Origin of the sequence: Kribbella sp. NPDC026611 (genome assembly GCF_040638345.1) — a bacterium.
Taxonomy (GTDB): Bacteria; Actinomycetota; Actinomycetes; order Propionibacteriales; family Kribbellaceae; genus Kribbella.
Window position 1 is genome coordinate 301,457 of the sequence record NZ_JBEZYC010000003.1, and the last position, 26,996, is coordinate 328,452.

Consider the following 26,996-nt stretch of genomic DNA (forward strand, 5'->3'; position numbering starts at 1 on the left):
TGTGGGTGCGTGCGGCGCGCCCATACGTAAGGGGGGTGAACCGCATGCGAATTCTGCCCAAACTCGGCCTGGCGGCGACCGTGCTCGGTCTTGTTGCCTTCGGTACGACGGTACGCGCGGACGCGATCACGGTGTCGCAGACCAAAGCCGCGCAGACCCGCCTGAACCGGCTCGGCTGCATCGCCGGCCCGGTCGACGGTCAGGCCGGCGCCATGACCCAGGCGGCCACGGTCCGGTTCCAGTCCGCCAACGTCCTGAGCCAGACCGGCGCGCTGAACAGTACGACGTACGCCCGCCTGATGGCCGCGACCGCGAAACGCTGCGACATCCGCGCCGTACCGCACCGCTCCGGCACCGGCCGCCGGATCGTGATCAGCCAGACGCAGAACTGGGTGTGGCTGGTCGACGCCCGCGGCACGGTCGTCCGGCAGGGCGGGATCATCGACAACCCGCGGTTCCTGAAGGCCGGCAGCTACGTCAGCGGCTCCAAGTGCGGCCGACCGGCCCGGGTCCGGAAGAACACCGACGGGGCCAGCCTGTACCTGAACAACTTCGTCCGGTTCGCGCCCTGCGGCGTCGGCTTCCACCAGATCCCGACGTACAAGTCGAACGGCCGGCAGATCCACGCCGACTGGCTGCTCGGCACGAACTACAAGGCCTCGCACGGCTGCATCCGGGTCTCCGCCGCCATGTCGGCCACGATCTGGTCCTTCGCCGCCGGCGCAACGCGTGTAGTGGTCATGCCGTGACTCCAGAGGACCAAGGGCATGTCCGGCGGTTCCCCGCCTACTGCGCGGCACGCGGCACGGCACCTCGCCGCACGGGTGCAAAGGGCAAGATGCTCCGCATCTAACCCTTCGCCCCCGCGCGGCGATGCACCGCACCGCGCACCTGCTCGCTACGGCGCGGAACCGCCGGACATGCCCTAGCATCACCCCGGGGTACTTCGTCCAAACCGGGGAAAGGCACGCTGACATGGCCGAGAATGCCGACGTCGTGGAGACGGTCAAGCAGGGGTACGCGTTCGACGGGCCGGCGCTCGAGCTGGGTGCGCTGCTGGTCGACGGCGAGCCGAAACCGGAGGCGGCGGTCCGGATTCCGCTCGGGATGATGAACCGGCACGGCCTGGTCGCCGGTGCCACCGGTACCGGCAAGACCAAGACCCTGCAGCTGATGGCCGAGCAGCTGTCCGCGGCCGGCGTCGCGGTGTTCGCGGCCGACATCAAGGGCGACCTGTCCGGGATCTCGCAGCCGGGGCAGAGCAACGACAAGCTGCTGGCGCGGACCAAGACGATCGGTCAGGAGTGGACCGCGACCGGCTTCCCGACCGAGTTCTACGCGCTCGGTGGGCAGGGCACCGGGATCCCGGTCCGCGCCACGATCACCTCGTTCGGCCCGGTCCTGCTGTCCAAGGTGCTCAGCCTGAACGACGTCCAGGAGTCCTCGCTCGGCCTGATCTTCCACTACGCCGACAAGGCCGGCCTGACCCTGCTCGACCTCAAGGACCTGCGCGCGGTCATCCAGCACCTCACCTCCGAAGAGGGCAAGGGCGACCTCAAGGAGCTCGGCGGCCTGTCCGCCGCGACCGCGGGGGTGATCCTGCGGGCGCTGATCGGGTTCGCCGACCAGGGTGCGGAGGCCTTCTTCGGCGAGCCGGAGTTCGACACCGCGGATCTGATGCAGCAGCGCGACGGCAAGGGCGTCATCTCGCTGCTCGAGCTGCCGAACCTGCAGGACCGGCCGGCGCTGTTCTCGACCTTCCTGATGTGGCTGCTGGCCGACCTGTTCCACGACCTGCCCGAGGTTGGCGACGCGGACAAGCCGAAACTGGTGTTCTTCTTCGACGAGGCGCACCTTCTGTTCAACGACGCGTCGAAGGCGTTCCTGGACTCGATCGCGCAGACGGTCCGGCTGATCCGGTCCAAGGGTGTCGGTGTGTTCTTCGTGACCCAGACGCCGAAGGACGTGCCGGACGACGTCCTGGCGCAGCTGGGCTCCCGCGTGCAGCACCAGCTCCGGGCGCACACGCCGAACGACGCGAAGGCGCTCAAGGCGACGGTGTCGACGTTCCCGAGCTCGTCGTACGACCTCGCTGAGGTGCTGACGCAGCTCGGGATCGGCGAGGCGATCGTCACGGTGATGAACGAGAAGGGAGCGCCTACTCCGGTCGCGTGGACCCGGCTGCGCGCGCCGCTGTCGCTGATGGCGCCGGCGTCCGCGGACCAGCTGACGGCCGCCGTGCAGGCCTCGGCGAACAACGCGAAGTACAACCAGACGCTCGACCGCGAGTCGGCGTACGAGATCCTCGCGGCGAAGGTGCAGGCCGGGGCCGAGCAGGCGCAGGCCGAGGAGCAGGCCAAGGCCCAGCAGCAGGAACAGCACGAACCGCGACAGCGAGCTGCCAGGCCGGAGAAGTCGATGGTCGAGCAGGTCATCGGTTCGTCGGCGTTCAAGCAGTTCGCGCGGTCGGCCGGGCGAGAGATCGTGCGCGGACTCTTCGGGGCCGCGCGGAAACGCCGGTAGGGCTGGAATTCGCTGCCCGGCAAGGGAAATCCTCCGTTTGATTGTTGATCAAACGACTGAATTTCGAAGGATTCGGGATTCGTTTCCAACTGGTTATCCACAGCGCGCCGTCACGAATTGGGACCTGACGCTCACACGTCGTACCGTGTGAGGTGATGGTTGCGCAGAGTAGGCGAGCGGTTCGGGCTTGGGCGCTGTGGACCCTGACGGTCCCGGCGTTCGCCGTTGTCGTGCTCGTCGACCTGGCCGCGATCGGGTACGCCGTGCACGCGTACGCCGACGGGCCGGGCTGGCGGGGGCTGGACGTGGTGCTCGCCCTGACCGTCTCCGCGCTGGTCTCGGTCGAGGGTGCCCGCCGGGTGGAGAGCCGCCGGCGCAACGGCGGCGCGCTGCACAAGGACCTGGCCCCGGCCTGGATGATCGCCGCCGCGGTGATCCTGCACCCGGCGCTGGCGATCCTGGTCGCGGTGCTGCTGCGGATCTGGTGGCGGATCCGGGCCGGCAAGTGCATCCCGTACCGCTGGGCCTTCTCGACCGCGGTGCACGTCCTCGCGGTCGGCGCCGGACACGCGGTCTTCGTCGCGATCCGCGGCGTGACCGGCGACAGCGGCCTCGGCCTGGCCATTTCGATGGTGGCCGGCGCCGCGGCGTACGTCGCGACCGACACCGTGCTGTGTGGCCTGGCCATCTCCCTGATCATCCCGGGCAGCAGCCGGCGCGAGGCGGTCGGCGGGCTCGACGACCTCTGCACCGACGCGACCGCGGCGACCCTGGGCTGCCTGCTCGCGGCGGCCTGCCTGATCAGCCCGTGGTTCGCGTTCGTGGCGATCCCGATCACGCTGACCGCGCAGCGGGCCCTGTTGCTCGGCCAACTCGAGTCGGAGGCGCAGACCGACCCGAAGACGAGCCTGACCCGGGTCGACTGGTGGCGGCGGCGGACCGAGGAGATGCTCCGGCACGCGCGCACCCAGCGCGAGCCGATGGCGGTGCTGCTGATCGACATCGACCACTTCAAACAGGTCAACGACCGGCACGGCCACCTGGTCGGCGACGAGGCGCTCCGCGCGGTCGCGACGATCCTGCGCAGCGCGATCCGGGCGAAGGACGTGATCGGCCGGTTCGGTGGCGAGGAGTTCGTGATCGCACTCCCGGACACCGGGCTGGACGAAGCCACCGTCACCGCGGACCGGCTGCGGAACGCGGTGGCCAACAGCCCGCTGGCCGCGATGTGCGCCGGTGTTCTCGACGACCCGGACCTCGACCCGGACACCTTCCGCCTGACCGTGAGCATCGGGGTCGCCGTCCACCCGGGCGACGGTGCAACGGTCGACGACCTGCTGCTCCGCGCCGACCGGGCGATGTATGCCGCCAAGGCCGCCGGGCGCAACCGGGTCCGGTTGGCCGCGGACACGGTCACGATGCCCCAGCTGAACGGCTCGGAAAAGATCCACGACGCGACAGAACCTTTGACTTCGGTGCGGCGTCCTGTTGCCTGAGAGGGCGACCAGGAGGAGGCCGGGCGGTGGCATCGAGTCGTGACGACGACTTCACGGCTTTCGTGCTGGCCCGGTCCGCCCGGCTGGTGCACTTCGCCCGGATGCTGTGCGGCGACGCCGGCCTGGCCGAGGACCTGGTGCAGACCGCCCTGGAGAAGGCATACCTACGCTGGGACCGGATCGAGATGGCCGACCCCTTTGCGTACGTGCGGCAGGCGGTCGTCAACCAGCACCTGTCCTGGGTACGGCGGCGATTGTGGCGGGAGCGTCCCAGCGGCGACCCCATCGATCTGCACGACGTACCCGAGGCGGACCGGTCGCGGCTGTTCACGGCCGATCCGTCGGGGGCGGTCGAACGCCGGATCGCGGTCGGCGCCGCGCTGTCGGCACTGACCCGGCGCGAGCGGGCGGTCGTCGTACTGCGGTACGTCGAGGACCTCACCGAGCAGCAGGCCGCGGCCGTACTCGGGGTGGCGGTCGGCACGGTGAAGAGCGCGAACGCGCGAGCGCTGGCCAAGCTCCGGGCGGCCCCCGAGCTGAGCGGCAGTTTCGTAGGAGAGCGCGCATGAACGAGACAGGCAGTCGTACGCCGGAGGACAACCTCCGGGACGCGCTGGCGCCGTCCGGCGACATCGCGCCGCTCGATCCGGCGCTGGTGATCGCCGGCGCGCGGCGGCGCCGCAAGGTCCGCAACCTGACCACGGCCGGCGCAGCGGCGGTGCTGGTCGCCGGGATCGCGGCCGGCGGGTTCCTGGCCGGCGGACGGTCGGTCGGCGAGCCGCCGCAACCCGCTCAGACCGTGCCGCACCGGTCGACCCCCGAGCCGCCAACCCCGTCCGAGCAGCAGTCGCCTACCAGCCAGACGCCGCCACACCGGCCGACGCCCCCAACGCCGAACCAGACGCCCGCCCCGAACCAGACAGCCGCGCCGCCAAGTCAGACGTCGAATCCTCCCCGAGCACAGTTGACGGTCCCGGCGTGTGTCGCAACCGTCGTCGACGGTGGAGGTCCCGCGCCTGGGCCGACGGCGACCCGACGGGCACAGCTCAGCGACGGGTCCGGGACGACGGCCCTGATCGCGGACAGCCGGTACTGGACCGTCTGCGACAACACGGTTCCGCCGGCGGTCGCGGCCCGGCGGCCCGAGCGGCTCAAGCGTCCGAGCCCGCAGGACACGGATGCCTTCGCGGTGGCCGGCGACGCGATCGTCGGCACTGCCGGGATGCGGGCGTACTACTGGGCCGGCGGGATGGTCCCCGCCGGGGTTGCCACGATCCGCTACACGTTTCCCGACGGCGCGACCGAGGACGCGGTGATCCAGGACGGCTTCTGGCTGCTGCGGCACCTGTCCGTCAAGGCCGAGGGCGGCGCCCGGGTCCGGGTCCGGCTGCTGTCCTCGTCGGGTGCCCTCGTCAACGACTTCCGGCTGGTCCCCGGCACCCAGACCTGTGCCCAGGTCAGCCACGGCTGCTGAGTCCAGAACCTTTGCGCCCCAGGCCGCGTCCTTCCGTCCGACAACGTCGAAGTGTGGAGGGCACGAATGATCGAACAGGGCCGGAAACGGCGGTTCACGGCGATCCTGGTCAGCGGGGTCGCGATCGCAGCGGTGGCCGGCGTCGCGGTCGCGGGTACGGCGCTGGCCCGCAGCCGGGACTCGTCGACCGACACCGCGGCGGCGGGTGGTTGGCCGGCATCACAGACACCCGCGCCGACACCGACCGACACCGCCGCCGAGCCGCCGTCGCAGGCGCCGCCGACCCCCGGCCGGCCGCCGGCGAACACGCCGTCGCCGTCGCAAGCGCCGCCGACCTCACGTGTCCCGAGCGTTGCGCCGCCGCCCGAGACGCCGCGGCAGACCCCGTGCGAGCCGGTCACGCAGACGCCGATGCCGCCGACCCGGTCCGGCAAGTGCGCTGCCCCGACGCCGACCGTGCAGCCGCCGCCGGCGGACCCGGTCGCGGCCTGCAAGTCCTGGCTGAAGGACCTCGACGTCGCCAAGCCGGGTCGCGGCGCGAAGCCGGTTGCCCGCGTCGACGGCGCGCCCGGCACTGTCCTGATCCTTGCCGACAGCAAGTACTGGGCCGGGTGCGACACCGCCTACGCACGCGGCGGTGACGGAGGCTCGATCCGGCGGCCGGACGCGGTCACCGGGGTCGCGCCTGGCGACGCGGCCGCCTTCACCGTCGCGAACAACGTCATCCCGATCAACGGCAAGCTGTACGAGTACTACTGGTCGGCCGGCCGGGTTCCTGCCGGTGTCAGCAAGATCTCGTACGCCTTCCCGGACGGACGGACCACGAATGCGGTCGTGCAGGGCAAGTACTGGATCATGCAGCACCGGGCTCCGGCGCCGGTGAAGGACGGCGACCCCGCCCCCACCACGCTGATCAAGGTCACGCTGTACGGCGCGAACGGCCACGCCTTTCGCGACTTCCTGCTGGTCTGGGGCGAGGACACCTGCGCCCAGATGAGCCACGGCTGCTGAGAGCGGATCCACAGGCCATCACAATCCGCCGACCGATGCACTGCCACGCGTGCGGCGCCGCGGCCGGCAGGATTGTGATGGGCCTGGGGTTCAGCAGGTGCCGAACGTTCCGGCGGAGATCCAGGCCTTGGCGACGTACATGCCGGCGTTGACGCGGAGCCAGATGTTGCTGGTGCCCTGGGAGCCGCTGACCGACTGGCCGGTGGTCTGGCACTCGACGCTGACCTGGGCGGACTTTCCGGCCATGCCGACGACGGCGCCGGACGAGCTGGCCGAGCTGCGGATGTTGAGGTACCCGGACGAGATCGCGACCGTGCCGCGGCCGCCGTCGCCGGTCCACAGGTAGGTGACGTCGACGAAGCTGTTGTCGGGCAGGGCGAGCGCGTCCCAGAAGACGCCGTCGGCCAGGTCGATCCCGGCCGGGTTCGCGACCGTCCGTCCGAACTGATCCTTGCCGCCGTTGTAGCCGTCCTGATACGCCGCCTGCGCCTCGGGCTTGCCCTGCGGCAGGTCCTTCCACATCTCGCGGGTCGCGCTCGGGTTCCAGTAGTCGTCCTTGGTGTTCCACGGGCCGACGTCCCAGACCGGCTCGAACGCGCAGCGGGACGCCGTACAGACCTTGACCGAGTAAGTGCCGGAGCCGTTGCCGGCCAGGCCGCGGCGGGAGGGGAGGGCGACGAAGTGGTCGCGGCTGGCGATCACGTGGCCGTTGGCCGTCGTACCGCCGACCAGGCCTTCGCGGGTGGCGAACACGTGCGACTTCAACGGCGCGGCCTGGATAGTCATCCGGTTCGCCGCCACCTTGTCAGTCGGCTGAACGGTCACGTCACCGACCCACGGCTTCGCGCCGGTCGGCGGGGCGCTGACGATGATCCGGACCTGCACCTGGTTGCCGGCCGCGGCCAGCGCGACCGGCGTACCGGCCTTGGCTGCGGTCCATTCCGACCAGCGGTCGTTGAGGAATGCACGTACGTCGACCTCCGCCGACGAGCCGTCCGGCGTACCAGCGGTGTAGCCAACGATCACGGCTGAAGTGGGGTCGGCGAAGTGGACCGGCGTGAGCTCGGCGAGGCCGGAGCGTTGCTTGATCTCCGATGAGCCGATGGCGGCTGGGGCGGGGCCCAGGGTGTAGCGGCCGTTGGCGACGGTGATGTTGGCGATGTTGGTCGAGCCACCGGCGACCTGGGTGATGGCGAGCGGATCGGGTGTGGATGCGGCGCTGGGCAAGGTCGCGGTAAAGATCGCGGCCGTCGCCGCCAGACAGGCGGCGAGCTGGACACGACGGGTGGTACGCATGAGACCTCCGGGGCGGTGAAGGTGCGTGCTCCTCCTCAATGTGACTCATGAACATCGCCCCTGGCTAGCCCGTCAATAAATTTCTCCTAAGCAATTGATGACGGGACAGAACCCGATCGGTCACTCAGCGGGTTTGGACCGGTGTGACAGAGGCAGAGGAGAATCGATGACCCGGACCGCGGACGCCGACTTCGAGCACTTCGTAGTGGCGCAGTCGACACCCTTGCTCCGCTTCGCGGAGATGCTGTGCGGCGATCGGCACAACGCCGAGGACCTGGTGCAGCAAGCGTTGATGCGGTCTTACCCCAAGTGGCACCGGCTGGAGGGCGACCCGTTGCGGTACGTCCGGCGGGTGCTGGTCAACCGGTTCCTCACCCAGGCCCGCCGGCGCTGGAACAACGAAGTACCCAGTGACCCGGTGCAGAACGATTGGGACCAGCGAGCGGTAGCGGACTTCGCCGGGGAGGTGCAGACCAGAGAGGCCGTGCTCTCGGCACTCGAAGGTCTCACCGTCCGGGAGAGAGCCGTGGTCGCGCTGCGTTACTCGCAGGATCTCTCCGAGGCCGAGACCGCCGAACTTCTCGGCATGGCGGCCGGGACCGTGAAGAGCACGGCCTCCCGGGCGCTGGCCAAGTTGCGTCTGGCACCCGACCTGATCGACAGCGTAGTTGGAGGAAACTGATGAGTGACGAGAAGCGCGTACGCGACGCTCTCACGTACGAGATGGAGCCGTGGCAGCCGGACACCGCGGCCCTGATGAAGCGTGGCAAGCGCCTGACCTGGCTCCGCCGTGGACTGGCCGCGGCGGGCGTGACCGCGCTCGCCGGCACCGTTGCGACGGTGTCCGCCGCGGTCGGGGGTCCTACCCTTCCGGTGAAGAACCTGCTGGCGGGCGGTGGGAAACCATCGGTCCCGGTGGTGCTGCCGAGCGCAGCGCAGGTGCCGTCGGTGGACCCGACCTGCCTGCCGGCTGTGCCGACGGGCAAGCCGAAGCTGCCGAAGATCGTTGTGAACAAGACGATCGACCCGAACAGCGTGCCGTCGGTCCCGACGACCAAGCCGAGCCTTCCCGGCAAATCGACGCTGCCGTCGGTCCCGGTGAACAAGCCGTCCTTGCCGACCACCCGGCCCTCGTTGCCTGGTAAGCCGACCCTGCCGACCGGCAAGCCTTCGCTGCCGGCCAAGCCGACGCTGCCCACCATGCCGACCGGTAAGCCTTCGCTACCGACCAAGCCGACGCTGCCGACGGGCAAGCCTTCGCTACCGACCGGCAAGCCGAGCCTGCCGACGGTACCGACGACGAAGCCGACGTTGCCGACCCTGCCCAAGGTGCCGACGACGAAGCCGAGCCTGCCGACGCTCCCGAAGGTGCCGACGACCAAACCGTCGCTGCCGAAGCCGACGGCCGTACCGACGGTCCCGGGCAAGCCGCTGCCGAAGCCGACCCTGCCGACCCTGCCGGCGGACTGTGTGCACGGCGTACCGACGACGCACCCGTCCGCACCGCAGCCGACCCTGCCCGGAAAGCCCACGCTGCCGAACGTGCCGACGACCGAGCCGTCGCTGCCGAAGCCCGCGGTCCCGACCGTCAAGGTCACCGGCGGCGTGAAGGTCACGATCGACCCGAGCGCGCGGCCGCACGTGACCGAGCCGACCTTGCCGACGATCCCGACGGCGACGCCGACCTTCCCGACCACGAAGCCGACGCTCCCGACGCCGAGCATCCCGACCACGTTCCCCACCGGTCACCCCTCCTCAAACCGGTAGGGCTCCCAGCCACCGGCGAGCAGGTCTCCCTTCCTGCAAGGCCTACTCGCCGGTGGCTCCATCTGCCAGTTCGCGCGCCACGTCCAGGTGGCCCGCGTGGCGGGCGTACTCCTGCAGGACATTGAAGAGGATCCAGTTCAAGGTGGGTCGCTCGTCGGGACCGAAGCGGCCACCCGCGGCGGCGAACGTCGATGGATGCGCGCCGCCCACCAGCTGCCGGGTGACCTCGCCGCGCTCGTGCAACTGGCCGAGCAGGTCGTCGAGCGTCTCGTCCGCGCCGACTTTCCAGGGGCCGTCCGGATCGTCGCCCGAGTCTCCCCACGGATGCTCGACCGCCTGACCGCCGAACCCCCAAAGCAGCCATCGCTGCTCCATGAACACCAGGTGCTTCAGCAGCTCGAGCGGCGACCACCCTGACGGCAACCGACTGCTCCGCAGGTCAGCGTCACTGAGCCCGCGCAACTTCCCTTCGATGATCGATCGGTAATGATCGAGCCACCACAGATGAAGCGCGGTCGTGTCGGACTCGGCGAGTGATGGTCGATCGTTCATCCCAGCTCCCGGAGGTACTCCGCCGTCTTGTCGTCGGCGGGGTAGAAGGACTCGATCATCAGTTCGGACACCGTGATGTCCAGCGGGGTGCCGAAGGTGGCGATCATGGTGAGTAGGGACAACTGGTACCCGTTGTGGGTGAGGTTGAACGGGATGACGACGTCGGTCGGCCCCGGCTGCAGCGGTTTGTCGTTGACGGCGTACTCGCGGAGCTCGTCGTACAGGTCCTGTAGTTCGGGGTCGGCGGTGGCGGTGATCTGTCGTTGCAGGCTGGCCAAGGCGGCGGCGCGGACCTCGGCGATGTTGTCGATCCGGCCGGCCAGCCCGTCCGGGTGCAGGCTCAGCCGGAGTACGTTGATGGGTGCCTGCAGCAACTTTTCGTCGAGATCATCGGTGAACAATCGCGCACCGTGGTTCGCCTCGACGATGTTCCACCAGCGGTCGACCACGAGCGCGGGGTACGGCTCGTGGGCCTTCAGCAGCCGGCGCAGGGTGGTCCGGACCGCCAGCATCGCCGGTGAGTGCAGCGACGACTCGGTGTAGATCGGCGCGAACCCACCGGCCAGCAGCAGCTGGTTCCGGTCCCGCAGCGGTACGTCGAGATGCTCGGCGAGCCGCAGCACCATCTCGCGGCTCGGCTTCGACCGGCCGGTCTCCACGAAGCTCACGTGCCGGGTGGACACCTCGACCCGGTTCGCCAGCTCGAGCTGGCTGAGCCGGCGGCGCTCCCGCCAGCCGCGCAGGAGCTCGCCCACCGGGCGCTGGAACGTTTCGTCGATCGTGGCTGCCATGGTCCGACCGTAACCGCTCGCGTAGACAGCGCCATTACCTCCGACGTCATCGACCGTTCGCCACCACCGGCGGCAAGGTTCTGGTCATCCGAACCGACTCTGGAGGAAGCACCATGAACGCAACGACTCTCGCCGACCAGTACTTCGCGATGTGGAACGAGGCCGACAGCGCCCGCCGGGCCGAGCTGATCGCCGGATCCTGGGCCGAAGGGGCAACGTTCGTCGACCCGAGCTTCGAAGCGAACGGGCACGACGAGCTGAACAAACTGGTCGGCGCCGCGCAGCACATGTTCCCCGGGCTGTCCTTCTTCCGGATCGGTGCGATCGACGAGCACCACGGGTACCTGCGCTGGTCCTGGCACCTGAAGGCCGAGGGCCAGGAGCCGGTCGCTGGCGGGACCGACATCGTCGTACTCACCGACGACGGCAAGATCCGGCAGCTGATCGGGTTCCACGACTTCGCCCCGGAGCACTGAGCGCGTCCACCTTCCGGCTGATTCTGCGTCGTCCTTCGACGGATGCCGGGTGCGACGCCGACCGCCTAGGTTGGCCGGCATGTGGAAATCATTGACAGCGGCATCCGTGACAGGAGCCCTGCTGGCAGCCGCCGTTCCCGCGGGTACGGCGGCCGCCGCAGGGTTGGACTGGGAAGCATGCAAACCAGGCGCGGTCGAGCAATGCGCGAAGCTGACCGTGCCGCTCGACTACTCGAAGCCGTCCGGCCGGACCACGCAGGTCTTCGTCGCGAAGGTCCCGGCCCGCGACCAGGCGCACAAGCTCGGGGCGCTGTTCTTCAACCCGGGCGGACCGGGCGGCGCCGGCGGTGCGATCTTCGCGGCCGGACTGGCCGACTTCGTCTTCCCGCAGTTCCGGGACAAGTACGACCTGATCAGCTTCGACCCGCGTGGTACCGGGAGCAGCAGCCAGCTCGACTGCGGGCCGGTGCTGCGTCCCGGCGTACCCGCATTCCCGAAGAACAAGGCGCAGTACGACGCGATGGTGGCGTCGAGCCGTGCGACCGGGCAGCAGTGCCTGAAGCAGCACGGTGACCTGATGCGCAACCTCGACACCACGACGGTCGCGCGGGACATGGACGCGATCCGCGGTGCGCTGGGCGAGCAGAAGTTCAACTACATCGGGCTGTCCTACGGGTCGTACCTCGGCACGATCTACGCGCAGCAGTTCCCGAAGCGGGTCGGGCGGATGGTGGTGGACGGGATCGTCGACCACGCGCAGGGTCCGGTGAAGTTCATGCTCGATGAGGCAAGGACGATGGAGTACGGCTTCCACCAGTTCGCGGCGTGGTGCGACAAGGACGAGGCGTGCGCGCTGCACGGTCAGGACGTCGGCAAGGTCTGGGATGCGACCGTGCGGAAGGCGGACAAGCACCCGCTGAGCGGACCGCGGCCGGTGACCGGCGACGTGATGCGGATGGCGCTGCCGACGTACCTCCCGCTGACGCGGATGGTCAGCGACAACTGGACCGCCCTGGCGACCGCACTGGCGAAGGCGGCGAAGGGTGACGGGACCGATTTCGCGAACCTCAGCTACATCGGCAACCCGGAGACGGCGTACGCTGCGGTGTCCTGCATGGACCTCCCCGGTGAGCTCAAGGGGTACGCCGACGCTCGCGCCCGGCTCGCCCTGGCCAAGGCCGTCGCACCGCGCGTCGGCGCCGCGGTCGAGGCCTGGACGATCACGGCCGCCTGCTCCGGCTGGCCGATCCCACCGAGCAACCCGTGGGGCAGGACCCCGGTCCATGGGGCTGCCCCGATCCTGATCACGTCAACCATCCACGACCCGTCGACCCCGCTGCCCGGCGCCCGCAGCCTGGCCCACCAGATCGACAACAGTCATCTGCTGACCGCAGACACCTACGGCCACACGGCGTACTTCAACTCCCAGTGCGCCCGGGACCGAATCACGGACTACTTGCTCACCGGCAAGATGCCGACCGAGAACTGTTAATTCGGTGGCCGTCGCTCGGCGGTCGGACGGAGCATGGACGAATGCTGACCGCCGAGCAGCTCCAGACCTTCGAGCGGGACGGGATCGTGAAGCTCCCGGCCGCGTTCTCCGCCGCGGACGCCGAGCGGATGCGGGACGTGCTGTGGCAAGAGCTCTCCACCAGGCACGGCATGTCCCGCGACGACCCGACGACCTGGACACCGACCAGGCCGACCGGACTGAAGACCACCAAGACCCACCGCGTGGCGCACGCGATCCTCAGCCCGGTGGTCCGATCGGCCCTCGACGGCCTGCTCGGCGCCTGGATCCAGCCGCCCCACCAGGGGCAGGTCCTGGTCACGATGCCCGAGGGCGTGCCCTGGTCGGTGCCCCACCGCCAGTGGCACGTCGACGTCGGCTTCGATCTCCCGGTCGACGACCTGCCCGCTGTCAAGATCTGGTCCCTGCTGGACGACCTCGCGCCGGGCGGCGGCGGTACGCCGCAGGTCGCCGGATCGCACCACGTGATCGCCCGCTACCTGACGACCACCGACGAACGCGACTTCACGACCGTCCGCGACGGCGTCCTCCGCTCACACGCCTGGCTCCGCGAACTCACCTCACCCGACCGCTCACTCGACCCACTGCAAGAGTCCGAGATCGACGGGCTCCCGGTCCGGGTCCTGGAGCTCACCGGCCAGGCCGGCGACGTCTACTTCACCCACCCCTGGACCCTGCACTCGATCGCCCCGAACGCCGCATCCACCCCACGCATGATGCGCAGCCGCTTCATCTGGAAAGCCCACTGAGGGCATGCGGAGAAACATCTGGGGCAGCTCGATGACCCGGCGACCATAGCGGGGCATCTCGGGGCAGGTCGTCGAATGCCCTCCCCGGCGGGGCTTCGGAGGACCATGATGTTGGGCATGGGCGGAGAGGTCGAGGTGGACGGGTTGCGGTTCGATCCTGAGGTGTCGCGGCAGATCGAGTTGGTGTACACGACGCCGGACGTGATCGAGCAGCGGCGCGTGGTCCGGACCGCGCTCGCCTTGCGGGCGGGCGACCGGGTGCTCGATGTGGGAGTTGGGCCGGGGTTGCTGGCGGCCGAGATGGCCGAGGAGGTTGGGCCGTCGGGGCGGATCTGCGGGATCGACATCAGCGAGAGCATGCTGGCGATCGCCGGGACCCGGGCCGACGCCGGGCCTGGGGTTGAGCTCGAGCTCGCCTCGGCCGCGTGGATCCCACACCCGGCAGAGAGCTTCGACGTGGTCGTGTCCACCCAGGTCTTCGAGTACGTCGACGACGTCGCGGGCGCCTTGGACGAGGTACGGCGGGTGCTCCGCCCGGCCGGTCGCGTCGTACTGCTGGACACCGACTGGGGCTCGGTGGTGTGGCGGTCGAGCGACGACGAACGGATGGGACGGGTACTGACCGCGTTCGAGGACCACCTGGTCGATCCGCATCTGCCCCGGACGCTGGCCGACGTACTGGTCAAGTCCGGTTTCACGGTCACGCACCAGTCCGTGGTGCCGATCCTCAACGCGGGGTACGACGACCACACGTACAGTGCCGGGCTGATCGACATCGTGTCAGCGTTCGTCCCGGGGCATGCCGGAGTGGCCGAGCACGAGGCCCGCGCCTGGGCCGACGACCTGCGCGGCCTCGGCGACAGCTACTTCTTCAGCCTGAACCGGTATCTGTTCGTCGCGTCGGCGCTCTGAGGCCGGCCAAGCTTTCGGAGGCGGGCCAAGATTTCGAGGCGGGCCGAGATTTCGGTCTCGGCGGGTGCATCCTGGGAGAGACGCACCCGCCGGGCCGGTCGTTCTCCCGCCCCTCAGTGGGAGAACTCGCGGCTCGGTGAACACCACCCATGCCCGAATGGCACTGACCGAACCGCGGGACCACTTACAGGTACCCCACCCGCTCCGGACTCACACACTCCGGCGCGCGGGTGTCCGGAAAACTTCACGTTCCTCAAACCTTGACTGCCCGAACGGACGTAGACCCTGACCCGGCAGCGACCTACGCTGGACGGCGATGTGCCGCGCGCCCGGGGACGCGCGCGGACGTCAAGGGGGAGGAATCGCAATGCCTGAAATGTTCGACGAAGAGTTGTCCGAGGCCGACCTGGACCAGCTGGAGGCGCTCGGCGCCGCCGAGGACGCGGAGCTGATCCTGGCCGGGATACCCGAGGACGCCGATGCCTGAGGCAAGGATTGCGTGGCGGGGCGTCACCGTGAATCGGCGGACCGAGGCGATGGTCGAGGCCGCGGAGAAGCTGTACAAGTCCAAGTTCGCGATTCTGCAGGGGTCATACAACAAAGGTGGGGTCGAGGCCTCGGCCGGCACGCACGACGGCGGTGGTGCGGTCGACATCGACGTCCGGACCAAGAGCGCCGCTCAGCGGGTCGCTGTGGTCAAGGCGATGCGGCAGGTCGGGTTCGCGGCCTGGCTGCGGACGCCGGCGCAGGGCAACTGGCCGTTCCACGTGCACGCGATCGCGGTCGGCGACAAGGACCTGTCCCGGGGCGCGGCGCTGCAGGTCGTGGAGTACCACCGGAAGCGGAACGGGCTGGCCAACCGGGGAGCCGACGACGGGCCACCCGGCTTCTACGGGATGACCTGGGAGCTGTACCTGAAGGCACACCCGCCGAAGCAGCCGGTACCGGACTCGACGATCTCGCTGGCCGCGATGGCGTATGCGCGGACCCATGACGCGATGGTCGGGGTCTGGGGTGCGGACCGGGCCCGGGTGATCGCCTGGGCCGCGCATCCGCGGGTCGGCGCGATCACGAAGGCGGAGACTGTGCCGCCGGCCGGCGTACCGTGGCACCTGCACTTCCAGCGGGTGATCCGGGAGGTGCAGCTGCACTTCAAGCTCAAGGCGACTGGGGTCTTCGATACCTCGGTGGCCACGGTGATGAAGCGGTACGGCTACAAGATCGTGGCCTGAGCTTCGTTGGCCTGAGCTTGGTGGGCTGAGGATGCTTGGCTGAGCTTCGCGGCCTGAGCTTCGTGGGTGAACGACAAGGCCCCACCGGTAGCAGCCGGTGGGGCCTTGGTTGGTCCACTACCGCCCGGGCATCCCCGGTGCAGCTGTGGAGGTGGAGAGCGGAACCGACGCCGATGCAGGGGTCAAGACGTCAGCTCCGCTTGTCTATGGAGTTGGTACTGCCTGTGTTGCTAATGCCTGTGTTGCTAATGCCTGTGTTGCTAATGCCTGTGTTGGTACTGCTTGGGCCTGGTGAAGCTCCAGCCGGCTCAGGGCCGCCGGGGTACCGACCGAGCTGAGGTGGTTCAGCGTCGGGACGACGACCGCCCGGACGTCGGACCGCTTCACCTCTTCGAGCAGTGCGTGGAAGGCCGCGCTCTCGGCCGCGTCGCGCTCGGTGTAGACGGTGCCGAGGGTGAATCCCTCGACGCTGGCGAACCGGGCGAGGGAATCCGTCGCCGCGGCCAGCTCCTCCGCGCAGCTCAGCGCGTCGGCCCGTACGTACCCGAGCAGCGTCGGCCGGGTGGTCATCGCTCGGCGTCCACCAACACCGGCTCGCTCGTCACCCGGAGGGAGGCGAAGCGGCGGCGCATGGCTTCCTCGTACTGCACTGCCTGGTCCGCTGTGGCGGTGTGGTCCGCGATCGGGTGCGCTCCGAACCAGACCCGCACCCGGTGGTGCGTTGCGGGGGTTTCGAGCGTCTCGGTCATCGCGGTTCCTTCGGCAGTCTCGGTCGGTGCCCCGAACGGCTTTGTCCGGTGCTGAGTAAAGAACACCGCACCCGCGGGGCCATCCGGAACAGTTTGGAAGGGACCTTTACAGACACCTAACGCTCAGTAGGGAATCCTTCGAAAGTGCAGGTCAGGGCGGTCTCCGCGAGGTCCTCGGAGGGGCCTGGAAAGCCCTGTCAATGGTGTTTGCAGGGATTTGCCAATAACGATTCGGCTTTTCGAACCAGGCCGAAATCTATGACATCCGACTAACCCTTTGCGGCCGGTCGGTCACGCATCGGCAGAAAGGCCGCCGGATGCCGCGGTACGACGATCAGAGTGGCGGCGGCTGCAACCACTGCCAAGGCCGCGAGCAGGTTGAGCGTGAGCGGGAGATCGACCAGCAAGGTCACCGCCGGGGCGGCGAGAGCGCCGACCAACAGGGCCAGTGAGTCGGCAGCGAAGAAGAGTGCGCCGACGCCGGCGAGGACGGCCGCGGGGGTGGCACGCTGGATCGCCGTCTCGGCGGTGATCAGCAGGATGCTGCCTGGTACGCCGATCAGCCCGGCGGTGGCGATCGCGATCGGGACATTGGGTGCGTTGAAGAGCGCGAAGTACGCCGCGGCCGTGGCGAACTGGGTGGCGACGAGGAGTTCGCGGGTGTGGAGTGCGCGGGCGGCGTGGGTGCTCAGTGCGGCACCGATCAGGTAGCCCGCGCCGAGGCCGGCGATCAGGTAGCCGACGACATACCCCTCGGCGTGCAGGCGGTCGACGGTGAACGGGACGAGGAGGGCGGTCAGGCCGGCGTTGGCGGTGAGAAAGGCGGTCTGGCCGAGGAGGATGCCGCGGAGTCCTCGGTGGGCTCTGATCGTTTGCATGCCTTTGATCGGGTGTGGCTTGTTTGTGCGATCGCGGAGCGGATGGGTTCGAATGGTCGCGATGATCACTGCCGAGAGCAGGTAGCTCAGGATGTCGGCGATCAGAACGAACTCGATCCCAGGTCCGGCGAGCAGGAGCGCGCCGAGCGGCGGCGCGACCAGGCGGATCGCGCTGCCGGTGCCGGCGGTGAGAGCGTTCGCTCTCGCCAGTTCGTTGCCGGTGCCAACGATCGCGGGGACGAGGGCGCGGGCCGCGGGACGGAAGACCGTGCTCGCGGCGTTCTCGAGCAGGATCGCGACGTAGATCAGGGCCAGGTGGTCGGCGGACAGGATCAGCGCCAGGTGGTCGGCGAACAGGATTAGCGCCACGGCGGCTGCACTGATCAGGTCGGCGATCCACATGGCTTTGGTCAGATTCCATCGGTCCAGCAAGGCGCCTGCCCACGGGCCGAGTAGCAGCGGGGGCAGTGCCTCCAGGGCCAGGGTCAGGCCAGTGGCGACCGTCGAGCCGGTGATGGCGAAGACGTGGACCGGTAGTGCGACGATCAGCAGCCAGGACCCGACGCCCGAGACGGCGCCGCTGAGCCAGACGCGCCGGAAATCTCTCATGTTTCCCCACAGGATAGAGTGTTCTGACAGAATAACCAGATGGAGCTGGGAGAGGTACTCCGGGAGCGTCGGAAGGCGTCTGGTCGAACGATCGCGTCGGTGGCGGTCGAGGCGGGATTGTCGGTGCCGTACATCGCGAACCTGGAGAACGGCCGCGGCAACCCGACCGTCGCGGCGCTGGATCGGTTGGCGGCTGCGTTGGGCGCTGAGCTCGAGGTCCGGCTCGCGGCGGAGGAATCGGTCGAGCCGCCGACGGTCGGCGCTTCGGCGCTGGCTGGTGCTTCGGTAGTGAACGCTGATGATCGGGTTGGTCGAGTGATCGCGGAGTTGGCCGGTGAGCGGTCGCGGACGGCGACTCGGCGGCAGTTGGTGGCGACCGTTGATGCATTGGGTGCGCTTTTGGGCCGGGTTCCCTCTCCAGCCGACCTGAGCCGGCTACTGGACCTACTGGAACTGGCCAGGCTGTCCGGACCCGCCGGACCCGCCGGACCCGCCGGGTCCGCCGGGTCGGGCGGGTAGGCGGGCTGTCCGGGTCTGCCGGGTCGGGCGGGTCTGACGGGTCCGACGGGTCCGACGGGTCCGACGGGTTCGCCGGGTCTGCCGGGCTGTCCTGGTTGGGCGAAAAGCAGTCGAGGGGGTTGGGTGGGCGGTCGTAGGGTCCGCGACATGAACATCGGGGCGCGGATCGCGCGGGCGCAGCTGGCGGGGCTGACGAGGTCGCGGCGGAAGGTCGTCGCCGGCCCGTTGGTGGGTCTGTTGCACGAGAAGGACGACTGGTTCCTGTCGGGGATGGTCGCGGCCGCGCCAGGCGAGCCGTTCGACACGGCTGCCGTACCCGCTGCCGTGGAGACGATCCGTCAGGAGTTCGCCGCGGCGGGGCGGTGGCTGAGTGCGGAGCTGGTGGAGGAGGCTTCGCCCGGGCTGGTCGAGGCACTGGTCACGGCTGGGATGACTCTTGTATCGCGGCCGCCGCTGCTGGTCGTCGAGCCCGTGGACCTGCAGGTTCCGAGTCTGCCCGCCGGTGTGACGGTCGAGGTGGTGGAGTCGGACGAGCAGCAGCAGCTGGCGAACGCGGTTTCCGCCGATGCGTATGAGATGGACACCACCGGCTTCAGCTACCGGCCGGACCCGGCCGACGGCGGCGCAGTGCTGATCCGAGTGGACGGCGTACCGGCTGCGACTGCCGCGTGGACTGCGGTTGCTGACGGCGTCACCGAGGTCGCTGGGGTGGGCACGATCCACACCCATCGCCGGCGCGGTCTCGGCGCGATCGCCACGGCGTACGGGACCTCGACGGCCTTCGAGCGCGCCGGTGCGACGCTCGCGTGGTTGACGCCTGGCGACGACGGCGCCGATCGCATCTACCGCCGTCTCGGCTTCGCCCCACGAGCGACTGCTGCTCACCTTGGCGACCCGGGTGGACACCTCGCCGACCTTCGCTGACCTGATGCCCGGCGGATGCAACGCCGGGCCGGTCCCCTTTCGTATCGAAGGGGACAGAGGAGAGTGATCGTGGACCGGGACCAGGAGTACATCGAGTTCGTCGAGGTAGCGGGTGCTGCGTTGCGGCGTACCGCGTTCCTGGTCTGCGGTGACTGGTACCGGGCCGACGACATCGTGCAGGACGCGTTGCTGAAGCTCTACCGGCACTGGGCGAAGGTGGATCGCGGGGGCAACCCGCTCGCCTACGCCCGGCGGATCGTGGTCAACCAGGCTGTGGACAGCGGCCGGCGCCCCTGGCGCCGGGAAGTGCCGACCGCTGAGCTACCGGCCGACCAGGTCCGGCTGGGCGACCACGCCGAGACCCATGCCGAGCGCGACGAGGTCCTCGCCGCCCTCGACCTGCTCCCGGCCCGCCAACGCGCCTGCGTCGTACTGCGGTACTACGAGGACCTGTCGGTCGAGCAGACCGCCCAGATCCTCGGCTGCTCCGAAGGGACGGTCCGCAGCCAGGCCTCGCGTGGTCTCGACACTCTCCGCAACGCCAGCGATCAGGTCCGGCCGATCGGCCCGGCCCGGTGAAGGAGAAGAACGACATGGAGGAGATCGGCGCCGAGCTCAGCCGCCTGGCCGGCACGGACCCGCTGGGTCCGATCGACGCACACGCACTGGTCGCCCGCGGCCGGCGCAACCGCCGTCGCCGGATGCTGCTGTCGGCGGGTGGTGGGGTGGCCGGGGTTGCGGTGGTGGCGATCGCGGCGAGCATGCTGCCGAACGTCGGCGCCGTACCTGATCACGCAGCACCGCCGGTTCGTGGCACTGCGGTGACTGCGGTAGCGGACTTCACCGGCGTACCGGGTCTGCCGCGCGGCGAAGCTGCTCTCGATGTGAAGCTCTCGTTCGCCCAGGCGATGCGGCTCTGTACGGTGCGGTTCCCGAAGTACAAGTCGCCACTGCAGCGCGGGTATCCCTACCGGCCCACACTGACGGTCATGCGCGACCTCCGGCGCGGCGATACCGCGGACAGCTCGATGTGCACGATCCCCGGTGGTGACCGGCCGCCCGCTGCGCTGCAGGCCGCCGCTCGGCGCGACCCGATGCCCACCAAGGAGGCCGACCAGCTGCGGAACTGCTCGGTGCAGGTCTGGAGCGACCTGACCAACTGGCGGGTCGTAGCGTCCGACACGGCACCCGGCCGGAAGACCAGCCTGGTCGCGCTGTCGCCGTCGGGCCGTCACGTCGCATTCTGCGAGCTGGTGCCCACGGCCGACCCGAACGTCAACGGCACACCCGACGGCAGCGGGCCGGGCCTCTGGCCAGCGGCGGTCTACCACCGGGAGCCGTTCGGTCCGGGCTTCGCGGAGTACATCATCGCGAACCCGTCTACCGGCAGTAACTCCCGCGCAACCCTGTACGGCGGTGCCGGCCGAACCGACTCCAACGTCGCGAAGATCCGCATCCATCCCAACGGCAGCAAGTCGCTCCACGACTTCGCGGTCCACGACGGCTGGTACACAGTCAGCTGGCTCGAACCCAAGCCCCACACGTCCGCGCCCTACACCCTCACCGCCTACGACAAGAACGGCCACATCCTCAAAGTCATCCCGGGCCACCCCTGACAGCTACTCGAGCGGCGCGGTCTCGTCAGGTGGTGGGGCGGTAGGTGAGGAGGACTACGCCGCTGGGGAATTGGCGGCAGGTAGTGAGGGTGAGAGGGCGGGGGACGCCATCCTGGAAGAGGTGTTGGCCGGGGCCGGCGACTGTGGGGTAGGTGAAGAGGCGGTACTCGTCTACCAGGTTTGCGGCGATGAGCTCGTGCGTCAGAGTGATGCTGCCGGTGCAGACGATGTCCTGGCCCGGGGTGGTTTTGAGGCGGCGTACGTCGTCCAGAGTGCGCAAGATCGTCGTGGGCTCCCACTGCGGGTCGTGCAGGGTGGAGCTCACGACGTACTTATGGACCTGGTTGAGGTATGCCGAGACGCCGCTCTCGTCGTCGGTTTGCTCCGGCCAGAAGCCGCGCAGCTGCTCGAAGGTGACGCGGCCGGTGAGGAACGCATCGGCGCGTTCCATCTGGTCGCGGAGCGCTTCGAGTACTTCGGGCCCGCCGTCCGCGGGGCCGAACCAGTCGCCGGCCTCGATGACGCTGTCGACAGTGATGTTCTGGGTGACGATCAGGTCGCGCATCGAACTGTCCTCTCGCAGGTTTCAGCCGGTACGTCGGACCCGATCGGCACCGCTCGACATCAGCGGACCGTGAACCCGGCCTTACGGAACGCGTCGGCGAGGGAGGTCTCGTCCATCGGAGTCTCCTTGCCGCCACCCTGACTGCCGCGCCCACCCTGACCGCCTTGACCGCCCTGGCCACCACGGCCGCCCTGACCACCTTGACCGCCGCGACCGCCTGCGCCGCCCGGCCCACGTCCTTGGCCGCCGGGTCCGCGTCCGCCTTGGCCACCAGGCCCGCGGCCACCCTCGCCGCCCTGACCACCGCGACCGCCCTGACGGCCCTGGCCTCCTTGGCCGCCGCGTCCCTGGCCCTGACCTCCGCCGCCGGCTCCCCGGTTGCCCTGGCCGCCGCCGGCGCGTGACCCGCCGCCGACCTCGTCGTCCAGCCGCAGCGTCAGCGAGATCCGCTGCCGCGGGATGTCGACCTCGAGCACCTTCACCATCACGATGTCGCCCGGCTTGACCACCTCGCGCGGGTCCTTGACGAAGTTCTTCGACAGCGCCGACACGTGCGCGAGCCCGTCCTGGTGCACACCGATGTCGATGAACGCTCCGAACGCGGCAACGTTCGTGACCTGTCCCTCCAACCGCATCCCCGGCTTCAGGTCCGCGATCTTGTCCACCCCGTCGGCGAACACCGCGGTCTTGAACGCCGGCCGCGGGTCCCGCCCCGGCTTCTCCAGTTCGGCCAGGATGTCCGTCACGGTCGGCAGGCCGAACATGTCGTCGACGAAGTCCGCCGCCTTCAGCCGCTTCAGCTCCGACGACCCGATCAGCGCCTTCACGTCGGACCCGGTCGCGTCGAGGATCCGCCGTACGACGGGGTAGGCCTCCGGGTGCACACTCGACGCGTCCAGCGGGTCGTCACCGTCGGGGATCCGGAGGAACCCGGCCGCCTGCTCGAACGCCTTCGGCCCGAGCCGCGCGACCTCCTTCAACGCCGTACGACTCTTGAACGGGCCGTTCACGTCGCGGTGCTGGACGATGTTGTCGGCCAACCCCGGCGTGATGCCGGAGACCCGGGTGAGCAGCGGCGCGGACGCCGTGTTCAGGTCGACGCCGACCGCGTTCACACAGTCCTCGACGACCGCGTCGAGCGAGCGGGACAGCGAGTTCTCCGGGAGGTCGTGCTGGTACTGCCCGACGCCGATCGACTTCGGGTCGATCTTCACCAGCTCGGCCAGCGGGTCCTGCAGCCGGCGCGCGATCGAGACCGCGCCGCGCAGCGAGACGTCCATACCGGGCAGCTCCTGGGACGCGAACGCCGAGGCGGAGTACACCGAGGCGCCCGCCTCGCTGACCACGGCCTTGGTGAGCTTGAGCTCCGGGTGCTTGGCGATCAGCTCTGCGGCCAGCTTGTCGGTCTCGCGCGACGCCGTACCGTTGCCGATGGCAATGAGCTCGACGTTGTGCGCGGCGGCCAGCTGGGCCAGGGTCGCGATCGACTTGTCCCACTGGTTCTGCGGGACGTGCGGGTAGATGACGCCGGTGTTGACCACCTTGCCGGTCGCGTCCACGACGGCGACCTTCACGCCGGTCCGGAAGCCCGGGTCGAGGCCCATGGTCGCGCGGGTGCCGGCCGGGGCGGCCAGCAGCAGGTCGCGCAGGTTGGCCGCGAACACCCGGATCGCTTCGTCCTCGGCGATCTGCCGCAGCCGCATCCGCAGGTCGATGCCGAGGTGCACCAGGATCTTCGTCCGCCAGGCCCAGCGGACCGTCTCGACCAGCCACTTGTCGGCCGGGCGGCCCTGATTCTCGATGCCGACCTTGCGGGCGATGGTGGTCTCGTACTCCGTCGGGCCGTCGACCTCGACGCCCGCGGGCAGCGGCTCGACGGAGACCGTGAGTACGTCTTCCTTCTCGCCCCGGAACAGCGCGAGGATCCGGTGCGACGGCATCTTCGTGAACGGCTCGTCGAAGTCGAAGTAGTCCGAGAACTTCGCGCCGTCGGTCTCCTTGCCCTCGCGCACCGTCGACGCCAGCCGGCCCTGCGACCAGAGCCGCTCGCGCAGCTCGCCGATCAGGTCCGCGTCCTCGGCGAACCGCTCGACCAGGATCGCCCGGGCACCGTCGAGCGCGGCCTGCGGGTCGGGGACCTCGGCGTTCACGAACACCGCGGCCGCGGCGAACGGCTCGACGTCCGGGTCCGCCATCAGGCCGTCCGCGAGCGGCTCGAGCCCGTTCTCCCGGGCGATCATCGCCTTGGTCCGGCGCTTCGGCTTGAACGGCAGGTAGATGTCCTCGAGCCGCGACTTGGTGTCCGCGGCGAGGATCTGCTCCTTCAGCGCATCGTCCAGTTTGCCCTGGCTCTCGATCGAGTCCAGCACGGTCTGCCGGCGCTCCTCGAGCTCCCGCAGGTACCGCAGCCGCTCCTCGAGCGTCCGCAGCTGCGCGTCGTCGAGCTCGCCGGTGACCTCTTTGCGGTACCGCGCGATGAACGGAACGGTGGACCCTTCGTCGAGCAGCCCCACCGCCGCCCGCACCTGGCCCTCCCCAACCTCCAGCTCATCCGCAATCCGCCGCTCGATCGACTGCAGCACCACGTGTACTTCCCCTCTACGTCCAAACCTTCAGGCCCCACATCCTTCCCCATCCCACCCCCACCCCAAAAACCACACCACCCACCCTGTGGACAACTCCCGTACGATCATCGCCTCGGGGGGGAGAACCAATGGGGCAGTTCTCGAAGTACGTCGAGCACGCCGCGCCGTCACCACGCGCGGTGCGCGCGGTCCAGGTCTTGCTGCCGGTGGTCTGGATCGCCAAGGCTGCGAGCACCCGCTCCATGGGCGATATAGCGCTGGCCGCGTCCTTCACCCTCTTCATCCTGCCGGCGGGCATCGCGCCCACGCGCTACAAGTCGTTCCTGAACCGCCTGAACGCTCACCCACTGGCCGGCAACTGCTTCATGTTCGTCATCCTGACCGCCATGCTCTTCGGCGTCCTGACGAACGTCCTGCATCCCCTCCCCAGCCTCGCCACCGCAGCCGCGGCGACACTCGTCGTCCTCGCCCTCACCGCCGCCCTCCGCCGCAGACGCAATCCCAACTCCGCTGGTACGACGAATTCCCCGCGACCACCTGGGCCGCGGGGAGTTCGGTGAAGCGGGGTTAGGCGGCCTCGAGGGCGACGGTGTCGTCCTCGGTGGGCTCGACCTCTGCGGTGGCCTTTGCGGGGCGCATCACGGTGAGGGCGATAGCTACCGCGGCGGCGACGATCACTGCTGCGATGGCGAAGGACAGGTGGTAGCCGGAGGTCAGGGCCTCCAGCGCCGGCTTGGTGGCGCTTACGGAGGCGGTGCGGGTGGCGGAGAGGGTGGCCAGGACGGCCAGGCCCAGGGCGGCGCCGACCTCGCCCATGGTGCCGATCAGGCCGGACGCCAGGCCCGCGTCCTCCGGCTTCACGTCTGCCATCGACAGGCCCATGATCGCCGGGAAGCAGATGCCACCGCCCAGCCCCAGCAGCACCAGCACCGGCAGGACGTGGACGACGTAGTTGCCACCGACCGGAGCCTGCGTGAACAGCGCCAGTCCGACGGCGATCAGCACCAGTCCGACGATCAGCGGGCGGCGCGGGCCGAACCGCATCACCAGCTTGTCGGAGTACTTCATCGACAGCAGCCCCATCACCGCGGTGGTCGGCAGGAACGCCAGCCCGATCTCCAGGGCGTCGTACCCGAGCACCCGCTGCAGGTACAGCGACCCGAGGAAGAAGATGCCGAACATCCCGGAGCTGCACAGTGCCTGGATCAGGTTCGCACCGGTCAGCGTGCGGGAGCGGAAGATGCGCAGCGGCACCAGCGGGTTGGCGGCGGTCGCCTCGCGGACGATGAACCCGGCCAGCAGCACCAGGGTCACCACAGCCAGCGCCACCGTCTGCCCTGCGGTCCAGCCCAGCTCAGCGGCCGGCTTGACGATCGTGTACACGCCGACCATCAGCGCGGCGGTGATCAGCACCGCACCAGGTACGTCGGTACCCCGCCCGATGCCCAGGCCCTTGTCCTTCTCGATCACCTTCACCGACAGCAGCGCGGTCAGGACACCGATCGGCAGGTTCACGAAGAAGATCCAGTGCCAGCTGATCGCCTGCGTCAGCACGCCACCGGCGAGCAGACCGATCGAACCACCGGCGGACGCGACGAACGCGAACATACCGATCGCCTTCGCCTGCTCCCGCGGCTCGGGGAACAGCGTCACGATCATGCCCAGGATCACCGCGGAGGTCAGTGCGCCGCCGACACCCTGGATGAATCGCGCGATCACCAGAACCTCTTGTGATCGAGCGAGCCCGCACAGCACGGAGGCGGCGGTGAAAACGATCAGTCCGGCGGTGAAGATGTTCCGCCGGCCGAGCAGGTCGCCGAGGCGGCCGGCCAGCAGGAGCAGACCGCCGAAGGCGATCAGGTAGGCGTTCACAACCCACGCCAGTGAGGAGCTGGTGAAGCCGAGGTCGTCCTGGATGGCCGGGAGGGCCACGTTCACCACGGTGACGTCGAGCACGATCATCAGCATGCCGGCGCAGAGGGTGTAGAGAGCCAGCCAGCGCGAGCGACCGCCCGGCGCAGCGGCCGGCGTCGTCGCCTGGGAGTCGGTCGTCGCGTGCATTTCGGGGTTCTCCTTGAAGTTCGTCGTAGTGGCCTTACACCTCTACGTCGAACTGGAGGACCTCAGATTGACACGTCCTCAGAAGTTTTTTTCCGAGGCTCTCGACCCAGTGCGTACGCCGTCAGCGCGGGCACCAGGCCGGACCCGACAACGAGCAGCGTCGGCACCTGCGACGCCAGCGCGAACCAGGTGAGCAGTACGACGACCCCGCCCGCGACCGGCAGCGGCTTGCGGAGCAGGAACAGGTTCGCGGACCGGAACACCGTCTTCATACTGGCGTCCTCGGGTGCCTGTGGAAAAACAGCGAGCCCACTCAGGTAGAGCCCTAGAATCATCCCGGTCAGCGGAATCAGCACCACCAGCGCGAAGATCCGCGCCGGACCGCTCGCGAACGCCCAGAACGAGAGACCGAACGCCAGCATCACCGACCCGACGTACAGCGCGAACCCGGACAGCCAGAACCGCTTCATCGCCCAGCGGAACTCGCCGAAGAAGCGCCCCATCAGCCTCGGCCGCTCCTGGCTGATCGCGTCCGGCAGCACCCGCTGCATCGCGAAGGCCGCGGGGAACAGCGTGACGATGCCGAACCCGAGCACCAGGAAGACCAGTTGCAGCAGCAACAGGTCACCGACCACCGACAACTTCGACAGCACCGCGTTCGTCCGGCCGGCGTTCTGCAC

General features: G+C 69.3%; 28 protein-coding genes. 18 read left to right on the forward strand and 10 right to left on the reverse strand.

The window, feature by feature from the left end; translation table 11 throughout:
* Positions 1-44 precede the first annotated feature (44 nt).
* The 6 genes from AB0E69_RS13325 (at position 45) to AB0E69_RS13350 (ending at position 6,504) form a co-directional block, all read left to right on the forward strand.
* Positions 45-749 carry a murein L,D-transpeptidase gene (locus AB0E69_RS13325; protein ID WP_360143724.1) on the forward strand — a complete coding sequence of 235 codons (705 nt, stop codon included), beginning with the start codon at positions 45-47 and terminating at the stop codon, positions 747-749.
* A 226-nt stretch (positions 750-975) separates the two neighbouring features.
* Positions 976-2,523, forward strand: a complete 1,548-nt coding sequence (locus AB0E69_RS13330; RefSeq protein WP_360143727.1) for a helicase HerA-like domain-containing protein — start codon at positions 976-978, stop codon at positions 2,521-2,523.
* 155 nt (positions 2,524-2,678) lie between these two features.
* Positions 2,679-4,019: a GGDEF domain-containing protein gene (locus tag AB0E69_RS13335; protein ID WP_360143730.1), complete on the forward strand. Its 1,341-nt coding sequence runs from the start codon at positions 2,679-2,681 to the stop codon at positions 4,017-4,019.
* A gap of 26 nt (positions 4,020-4,045) precedes the next feature.
* Positions 4,046-4,588 (forward strand): SigE family RNA polymerase sigma factor, encoded by a 543-nt coding sequence (locus AB0E69_RS13340; RefSeq protein WP_360143733.1) that lies wholly within the window; start codon positions 4,046-4,048, stop codon positions 4,586-4,588.
* Positions 4,585-5,493 (forward strand): hypothetical protein, encoded by a 909-nt coding sequence (locus tag AB0E69_RS13345; RefSeq protein ID WP_360143736.1) that lies wholly within the window; start codon positions 4,585-4,587, stop codon positions 5,491-5,493. The genes AB0E69_RS13340 and AB0E69_RS13345 overlap by 4 nt, the downstream gene beginning before the upstream one ends.
* A 66-nt stretch (positions 5,494-5,559) precedes the next feature.
* Positions 5,560-6,504 (forward strand): hypothetical protein, encoded by a 945-nt coding sequence (locus AB0E69_RS13350; RefSeq protein ID WP_360143739.1) that lies wholly within the window; start codon positions 5,560-5,562, stop codon positions 6,502-6,504.
* A gap of 90 nt (positions 6,505-6,594) precedes the next feature.
* On the opposite strand, the gene AB0E69_RS13355 is transcribed toward AB0E69_RS13350, so the two are convergent.
* Positions 6,595-7,800 carry a hypothetical protein gene (locus tag AB0E69_RS13355; protein WP_360143742.1) on the reverse strand — a complete coding sequence of 402 codons (1,206 nt, stop codon included), beginning with the start codon at positions 7,798-7,800 and terminating at the stop codon, positions 6,595-6,597.
* 166 nt (positions 7,801-7,966) lie between these two features.
* Here AB0E69_RS13355 and AB0E69_RS13360 point away from each other — a divergent pair, with 166 nt between their 5' ends.
* Both AB0E69_RS13360 and AB0E69_RS13365 read left to right on the forward strand, forming a co-directional pair.
* Positions 7,967-8,482, forward strand: coding sequence for a SigE family RNA polymerase sigma factor (locus AB0E69_RS13360; protein WP_360143745.1), 516 nt, complete (start codon positions 7,967-7,969; stop codon positions 8,480-8,482).
* Entirely contained in the window at positions 8,482-9,567 is a 1,086-nt protein-coding gene (locus tag AB0E69_RS13365; protein ID WP_360143748.1) for a hypothetical protein, read from the forward strand. The genes AB0E69_RS13360 and AB0E69_RS13365 overlap by 1 nt, the downstream gene beginning before the upstream one ends.
* 42 nt (positions 9,568-9,609) lie before the next feature.
* On the opposite strand, the gene AB0E69_RS13370 is transcribed toward AB0E69_RS13365, so the two are convergent.
* The gene (locus tag AB0E69_RS13370; protein ID WP_360143751.1) at positions 9,610-10,119 is read right to left on the reverse strand and encodes a DinB family protein; all 510 of its coding nucleotides are present in this window, start codon (positions 10,117-10,119) and stop codon (positions 9,610-9,612) included.
* Complete coding sequence (locus tag AB0E69_RS13375) at positions 10,116-10,910, reverse strand: helix-turn-helix transcriptional regulator (RefSeq protein ID WP_360143754.1); 795 nt, start codon at positions 10,908-10,910, stop codon at positions 10,116-10,118. The genes AB0E69_RS13370 and AB0E69_RS13375 overlap by 4 nt, the downstream gene beginning before the upstream one ends.
* A 113-nt stretch (positions 10,911-11,023) precedes the next feature.
* Here AB0E69_RS13375 and AB0E69_RS13380 point away from each other — a divergent pair, with 113 nt between their 5' ends.
* From AB0E69_RS13380 to AB0E69_RS13400, 5 genes are all read left to right on the forward strand, one after another.
* Positions 11,024-11,386, forward strand: coding sequence for a nuclear transport factor 2 family protein (locus tag AB0E69_RS13380; protein ID WP_360143757.1), 363 nt, complete (start codon positions 11,024-11,026; stop codon positions 11,384-11,386).
* Positions 11,387-11,465: 79 nt separating this feature from the next.
* Entirely contained in the window at positions 11,466-12,878 is a 1,413-nt protein-coding gene (locus AB0E69_RS13385; RefSeq protein WP_360143760.1) for an alpha/beta hydrolase, read from the forward strand.
* A gap of 41 nt (positions 12,879-12,919) precedes the next feature.
* Complete coding sequence (locus AB0E69_RS13390) at positions 12,920-13,666, forward strand: phytanoyl-CoA dioxygenase family protein (RefSeq protein WP_360143763.1); 747 nt, start codon at positions 12,920-12,922, stop codon at positions 13,664-13,666.
* 117 nt (positions 13,667-13,783) lie between these two features.
* Positions 13,784-14,578, forward strand: a complete 795-nt coding sequence (locus AB0E69_RS13395) for a methyltransferase domain-containing protein (protein ID WP_360143766.1) — start codon at positions 13,784-13,786, stop codon at positions 14,576-14,578.
* A gap of 479 nt (positions 14,579-15,057) precedes the next feature.
* Positions 15,058-15,810 carry a hypothetical protein gene (locus AB0E69_RS13400; RefSeq protein ID WP_360143769.1) on the forward strand — a complete coding sequence of 251 codons (753 nt, stop codon included), beginning with the start codon at positions 15,058-15,060 and terminating at the stop codon, positions 15,808-15,810.
* A 204-nt stretch (positions 15,811-16,014) separates the two neighbouring features.
* Here the strand turns inward: AB0E69_RS13400 and AB0E69_RS13405 are convergent, their stop codons facing one another.
* The 3 genes from AB0E69_RS13405 to AB0E69_RS13415 all read right to left on the reverse strand — a co-directional run bounded on the left by AB0E69_RS13405 (position 16,015) and on the right by AB0E69_RS13415 (position 18,046).
* The gene (locus AB0E69_RS13405; protein ID WP_360143772.1) at positions 16,015-16,380 is read right to left on the reverse strand and encodes a hypothetical protein; all 366 of its coding nucleotides are present in this window, start codon (positions 16,378-16,380) and stop codon (positions 16,015-16,017) included.
* On the reverse strand, positions 16,377-16,559 hold the full coding sequence (locus tag AB0E69_RS13410) for a hypothetical protein (RefSeq protein WP_360143775.1): 183 nt from the start codon (positions 16,557-16,559) through the stop codon (positions 16,377-16,379). Before AB0E69_RS13410 ends, AB0E69_RS13405 begins: the two co-directional genes overlap by 4 nt.
* 269 nt (positions 16,560-16,828) lie before the next feature.
* Positions 16,829-18,046 carry an MFS transporter gene (locus AB0E69_RS13415; RefSeq protein ID WP_360143778.1) on the reverse strand — a complete coding sequence of 406 codons (1,218 nt, stop codon included), beginning with the start codon at positions 18,044-18,046 and terminating at the stop codon, positions 16,829-16,831.
* A 39-nt stretch (positions 18,047-18,085) separates the two neighbouring features.
* Between AB0E69_RS13415 and AB0E69_RS13420 the strand changes: the two genes are divergently transcribed.
* The 4 genes from AB0E69_RS13420 to AB0E69_RS13435 all read left to right on the forward strand — a co-directional run bounded on the left by AB0E69_RS13420 (position 18,086) and on the right by AB0E69_RS13435 (position 21,105).
* Entirely contained in the window at positions 18,086-18,565 is a 480-nt protein-coding gene (locus tag AB0E69_RS13420) for a helix-turn-helix transcriptional regulator (protein ID WP_360143781.1), read from the forward strand.
* A gap of 147 nt (positions 18,566-18,712) precedes the next feature.
* Positions 18,713-19,489, forward strand: coding sequence for a GNAT family N-acetyltransferase (locus AB0E69_RS13425; RefSeq protein ID WP_360143784.1), 777 nt, complete (start codon positions 18,713-18,715; stop codon positions 19,487-19,489).
* 69 nt (positions 19,490-19,558) lie between these two features.
* The gene (locus AB0E69_RS13430; RefSeq protein WP_360143787.1) at positions 19,559-20,068 is read left to right on the forward strand and encodes a SigE family RNA polymerase sigma factor; all 510 of its coding nucleotides are present in this window, start codon (positions 19,559-19,561) and stop codon (positions 20,066-20,068) included.
* A 14-nt stretch (positions 20,069-20,082) separates the two neighbouring features.
* The gene (locus tag AB0E69_RS13435) at positions 20,083-21,105 is read left to right on the forward strand and encodes a hypothetical protein (RefSeq protein ID WP_360143790.1); all 1,023 of its coding nucleotides are present in this window, start codon (positions 20,083-20,085) and stop codon (positions 21,103-21,105) included.
* A 25-nt stretch (positions 21,106-21,130) separates the two neighbouring features.
* Here AB0E69_RS13435 and AB0E69_RS13440 read toward each other — a convergent pair whose 3' ends face one another.
* Together AB0E69_RS13440 and AB0E69_RS13445 are read right to left on the reverse strand one after the other, a co-directional pair.
* Positions 21,131-21,670 (reverse strand): dihydrofolate reductase family protein, encoded by a 540-nt coding sequence (locus tag AB0E69_RS13440; protein ID WP_360143793.1) that lies wholly within the window; start codon positions 21,668-21,670, stop codon positions 21,131-21,133.
* A gap of 59 nt (positions 21,671-21,729) precedes the next feature.
* Positions 21,730-24,255 carry a Tex family protein gene (locus AB0E69_RS13445; RefSeq protein ID WP_360143796.1) on the reverse strand — a complete coding sequence of 842 codons (2,526 nt, stop codon included), beginning with the start codon at positions 24,253-24,255 and terminating at the stop codon, positions 21,730-21,732.
* Between the two features lie 128 nt (positions 24,256-24,383).
* Between AB0E69_RS13445 and AB0E69_RS13450 the strand changes: the two genes are divergently transcribed.
* Positions 24,384-24,815 carry a hypothetical protein gene (locus tag AB0E69_RS13450; protein WP_360143799.1) on the forward strand — a complete coding sequence of 144 codons (432 nt, stop codon included), beginning with the start codon at positions 24,384-24,386 and terminating at the stop codon, positions 24,813-24,815.
* Positions 24,816-24,822: 7 nt separating this feature from the next.
* Here the strand turns inward: AB0E69_RS13450 and AB0E69_RS13455 are convergent, their stop codons facing one another.
* Positions 24,823-26,316 (reverse strand): DHA2 family efflux MFS transporter permease subunit, encoded by a 1,494-nt coding sequence (locus tag AB0E69_RS13455; RefSeq protein ID WP_360143802.1) that lies wholly within the window; start codon positions 26,314-26,316, stop codon positions 24,823-24,825.
* 62 nt (positions 26,317-26,378) lie between these two features.
* Entirely contained in the window at positions 26,379-26,996 is a 618-nt protein-coding gene (locus tag AB0E69_RS13460; RefSeq protein WP_360143805.1) for a DUF624 domain-containing protein, read from the reverse strand.

Excerpts from the sequence above, each read along its gene's own strand:
- AB0E69_RS13385 (WP_360143760.1), top strand. The coding sequence starts at position 11,466 with ATGTGGAAATCATTGACAGCGGCATCCGTGACAGGAGCCCTGCTGGCA.
- AB0E69_RS13370 (WP_360143751.1), bottom strand. The coding sequence starts at position 10,119 with ATGAACGATCGACCATCACTCGCCGAGTCCGACACGACCGCGCTTCAT.
- AB0E69_RS13345 (WP_360143736.1), top strand. The coding sequence starts at position 4,585 with ATGAACGAGACAGGCAGTCGTACGCCGGAGGACAACCTCCGGGACGCG.
- AB0E69_RS13455 (WP_360143802.1), bottom strand. The coding sequence starts at position 26,316 with ATGCACGCGACGACCGACTCCCAGGCGACGACGCCGGCCGCTGCGCCG.
- AB0E69_RS13330 (WP_360143727.1), top strand. The coding sequence starts at position 976 with ATGGCCGAGAATGCCGACGTCGTGGAGACGGTCAAGCAGGGGTACGCG.
- AB0E69_RS13405 (WP_360143772.1), bottom strand. The coding sequence starts at position 16,380 with ATGACCACCCGGCCGACGCTGCTCGGGTACGTACGGGCCGACGCGCTG.
- AB0E69_RS13360 (WP_360143745.1), top strand. The coding sequence starts at position 7,967 with ATGACCCGGACCGCGGACGCCGACTTCGAGCACTTCGTAGTGGCGCAG.
- AB0E69_RS13415 (WP_360143778.1), bottom strand. The coding sequence starts at position 18,046 with ATGAGAGATTTCCGGCGCGTCTGGCTCAGCGGCGCCGTCTCGGGCGTC.
- AB0E69_RS13395 (WP_360143766.1), top strand. The coding sequence starts at position 13,784 with ATGGGCGGAGAGGTCGAGGTGGACGGGTTGCGGTTCGATCCTGAGGTG.
- AB0E69_RS13440 (WP_360143793.1), bottom strand. The coding sequence starts at position 21,670 with ATGCGCGACCTGATCGTCACCCAGAACATCACTGTCGACAGCGTCATC.
- AB0E69_RS13355 (WP_360143742.1), bottom strand. The coding sequence starts at position 7,800 with ATGCGTACCACCCGTCGTGTCCAGCTCGCCGCCTGTCTGGCGGCGACG.
- AB0E69_RS13410 (WP_360143775.1), bottom strand. The coding sequence starts at position 16,559 with ATGACCGAGACGCTCGAAACCCCCGCAACGCACCACCGGGTGCGGGTC.
- AB0E69_RS13390 (WP_360143763.1), top strand. The coding sequence starts at position 12,920 with ATGCTGACCGCCGAGCAGCTCCAGACCTTCGAGCGGGACGGGATCGTG.
- AB0E69_RS13335 (WP_360143730.1), top strand. The coding sequence starts at position 2,679 with ATGGTTGCGCAGAGTAGGCGAGCGGTTCGGGCTTGGGCGCTGTGGACC.
- AB0E69_RS13325 (WP_360143724.1), top strand. The coding sequence starts at position 45 with ATGCGAATTCTGCCCAAACTCGGCCTGGCGGCGACCGTGCTCGGTCTT.
- AB0E69_RS13380 (WP_360143757.1), top strand. The coding sequence starts at position 11,024 with ATGAACGCAACGACTCTCGCCGACCAGTACTTCGCGATGTGGAACGAG.
- AB0E69_RS13365 (WP_360143748.1), top strand. The coding sequence starts at position 8,482 with ATGAGTGACGAGAAGCGCGTACGCGACGCTCTCACGTACGAGATGGAG.
- AB0E69_RS13375 (WP_360143754.1), bottom strand. The coding sequence starts at position 10,910 with ATGGCAGCCACGATCGACGAAACGTTCCAGCGCCCGGTGGGCGAGCTC.
- AB0E69_RS13400 (WP_360143769.1), top strand. The coding sequence starts at position 15,058 with ATGCCTGAGGCAAGGATTGCGTGGCGGGGCGTCACCGTGAATCGGCGG.
- AB0E69_RS13420 (WP_360143781.1), top strand. The coding sequence starts at position 18,086 with ATGGAGCTGGGAGAGGTACTCCGGGAGCGTCGGAAGGCGTCTGGTCGA.
- AB0E69_RS13350 (WP_360143739.1), top strand. The coding sequence starts at position 5,560 with ATGATCGAACAGGGCCGGAAACGGCGGTTCACGGCGATCCTGGTCAGC.
- AB0E69_RS13450 (WP_360143799.1), top strand. The coding sequence starts at position 24,384 with ATGGGGCAGTTCTCGAAGTACGTCGAGCACGCCGCGCCGTCACCACGC.
- AB0E69_RS13435 (WP_360143790.1), top strand. The coding sequence starts at position 20,083 with ATGGAGGAGATCGGCGCCGAGCTCAGCCGCCTGGCCGGCACGGACCCG.
- AB0E69_RS13425 (WP_360143784.1), top strand. The coding sequence starts at position 18,713 with ATGAACATCGGGGCGCGGATCGCGCGGGCGCAGCTGGCGGGGCTGACG.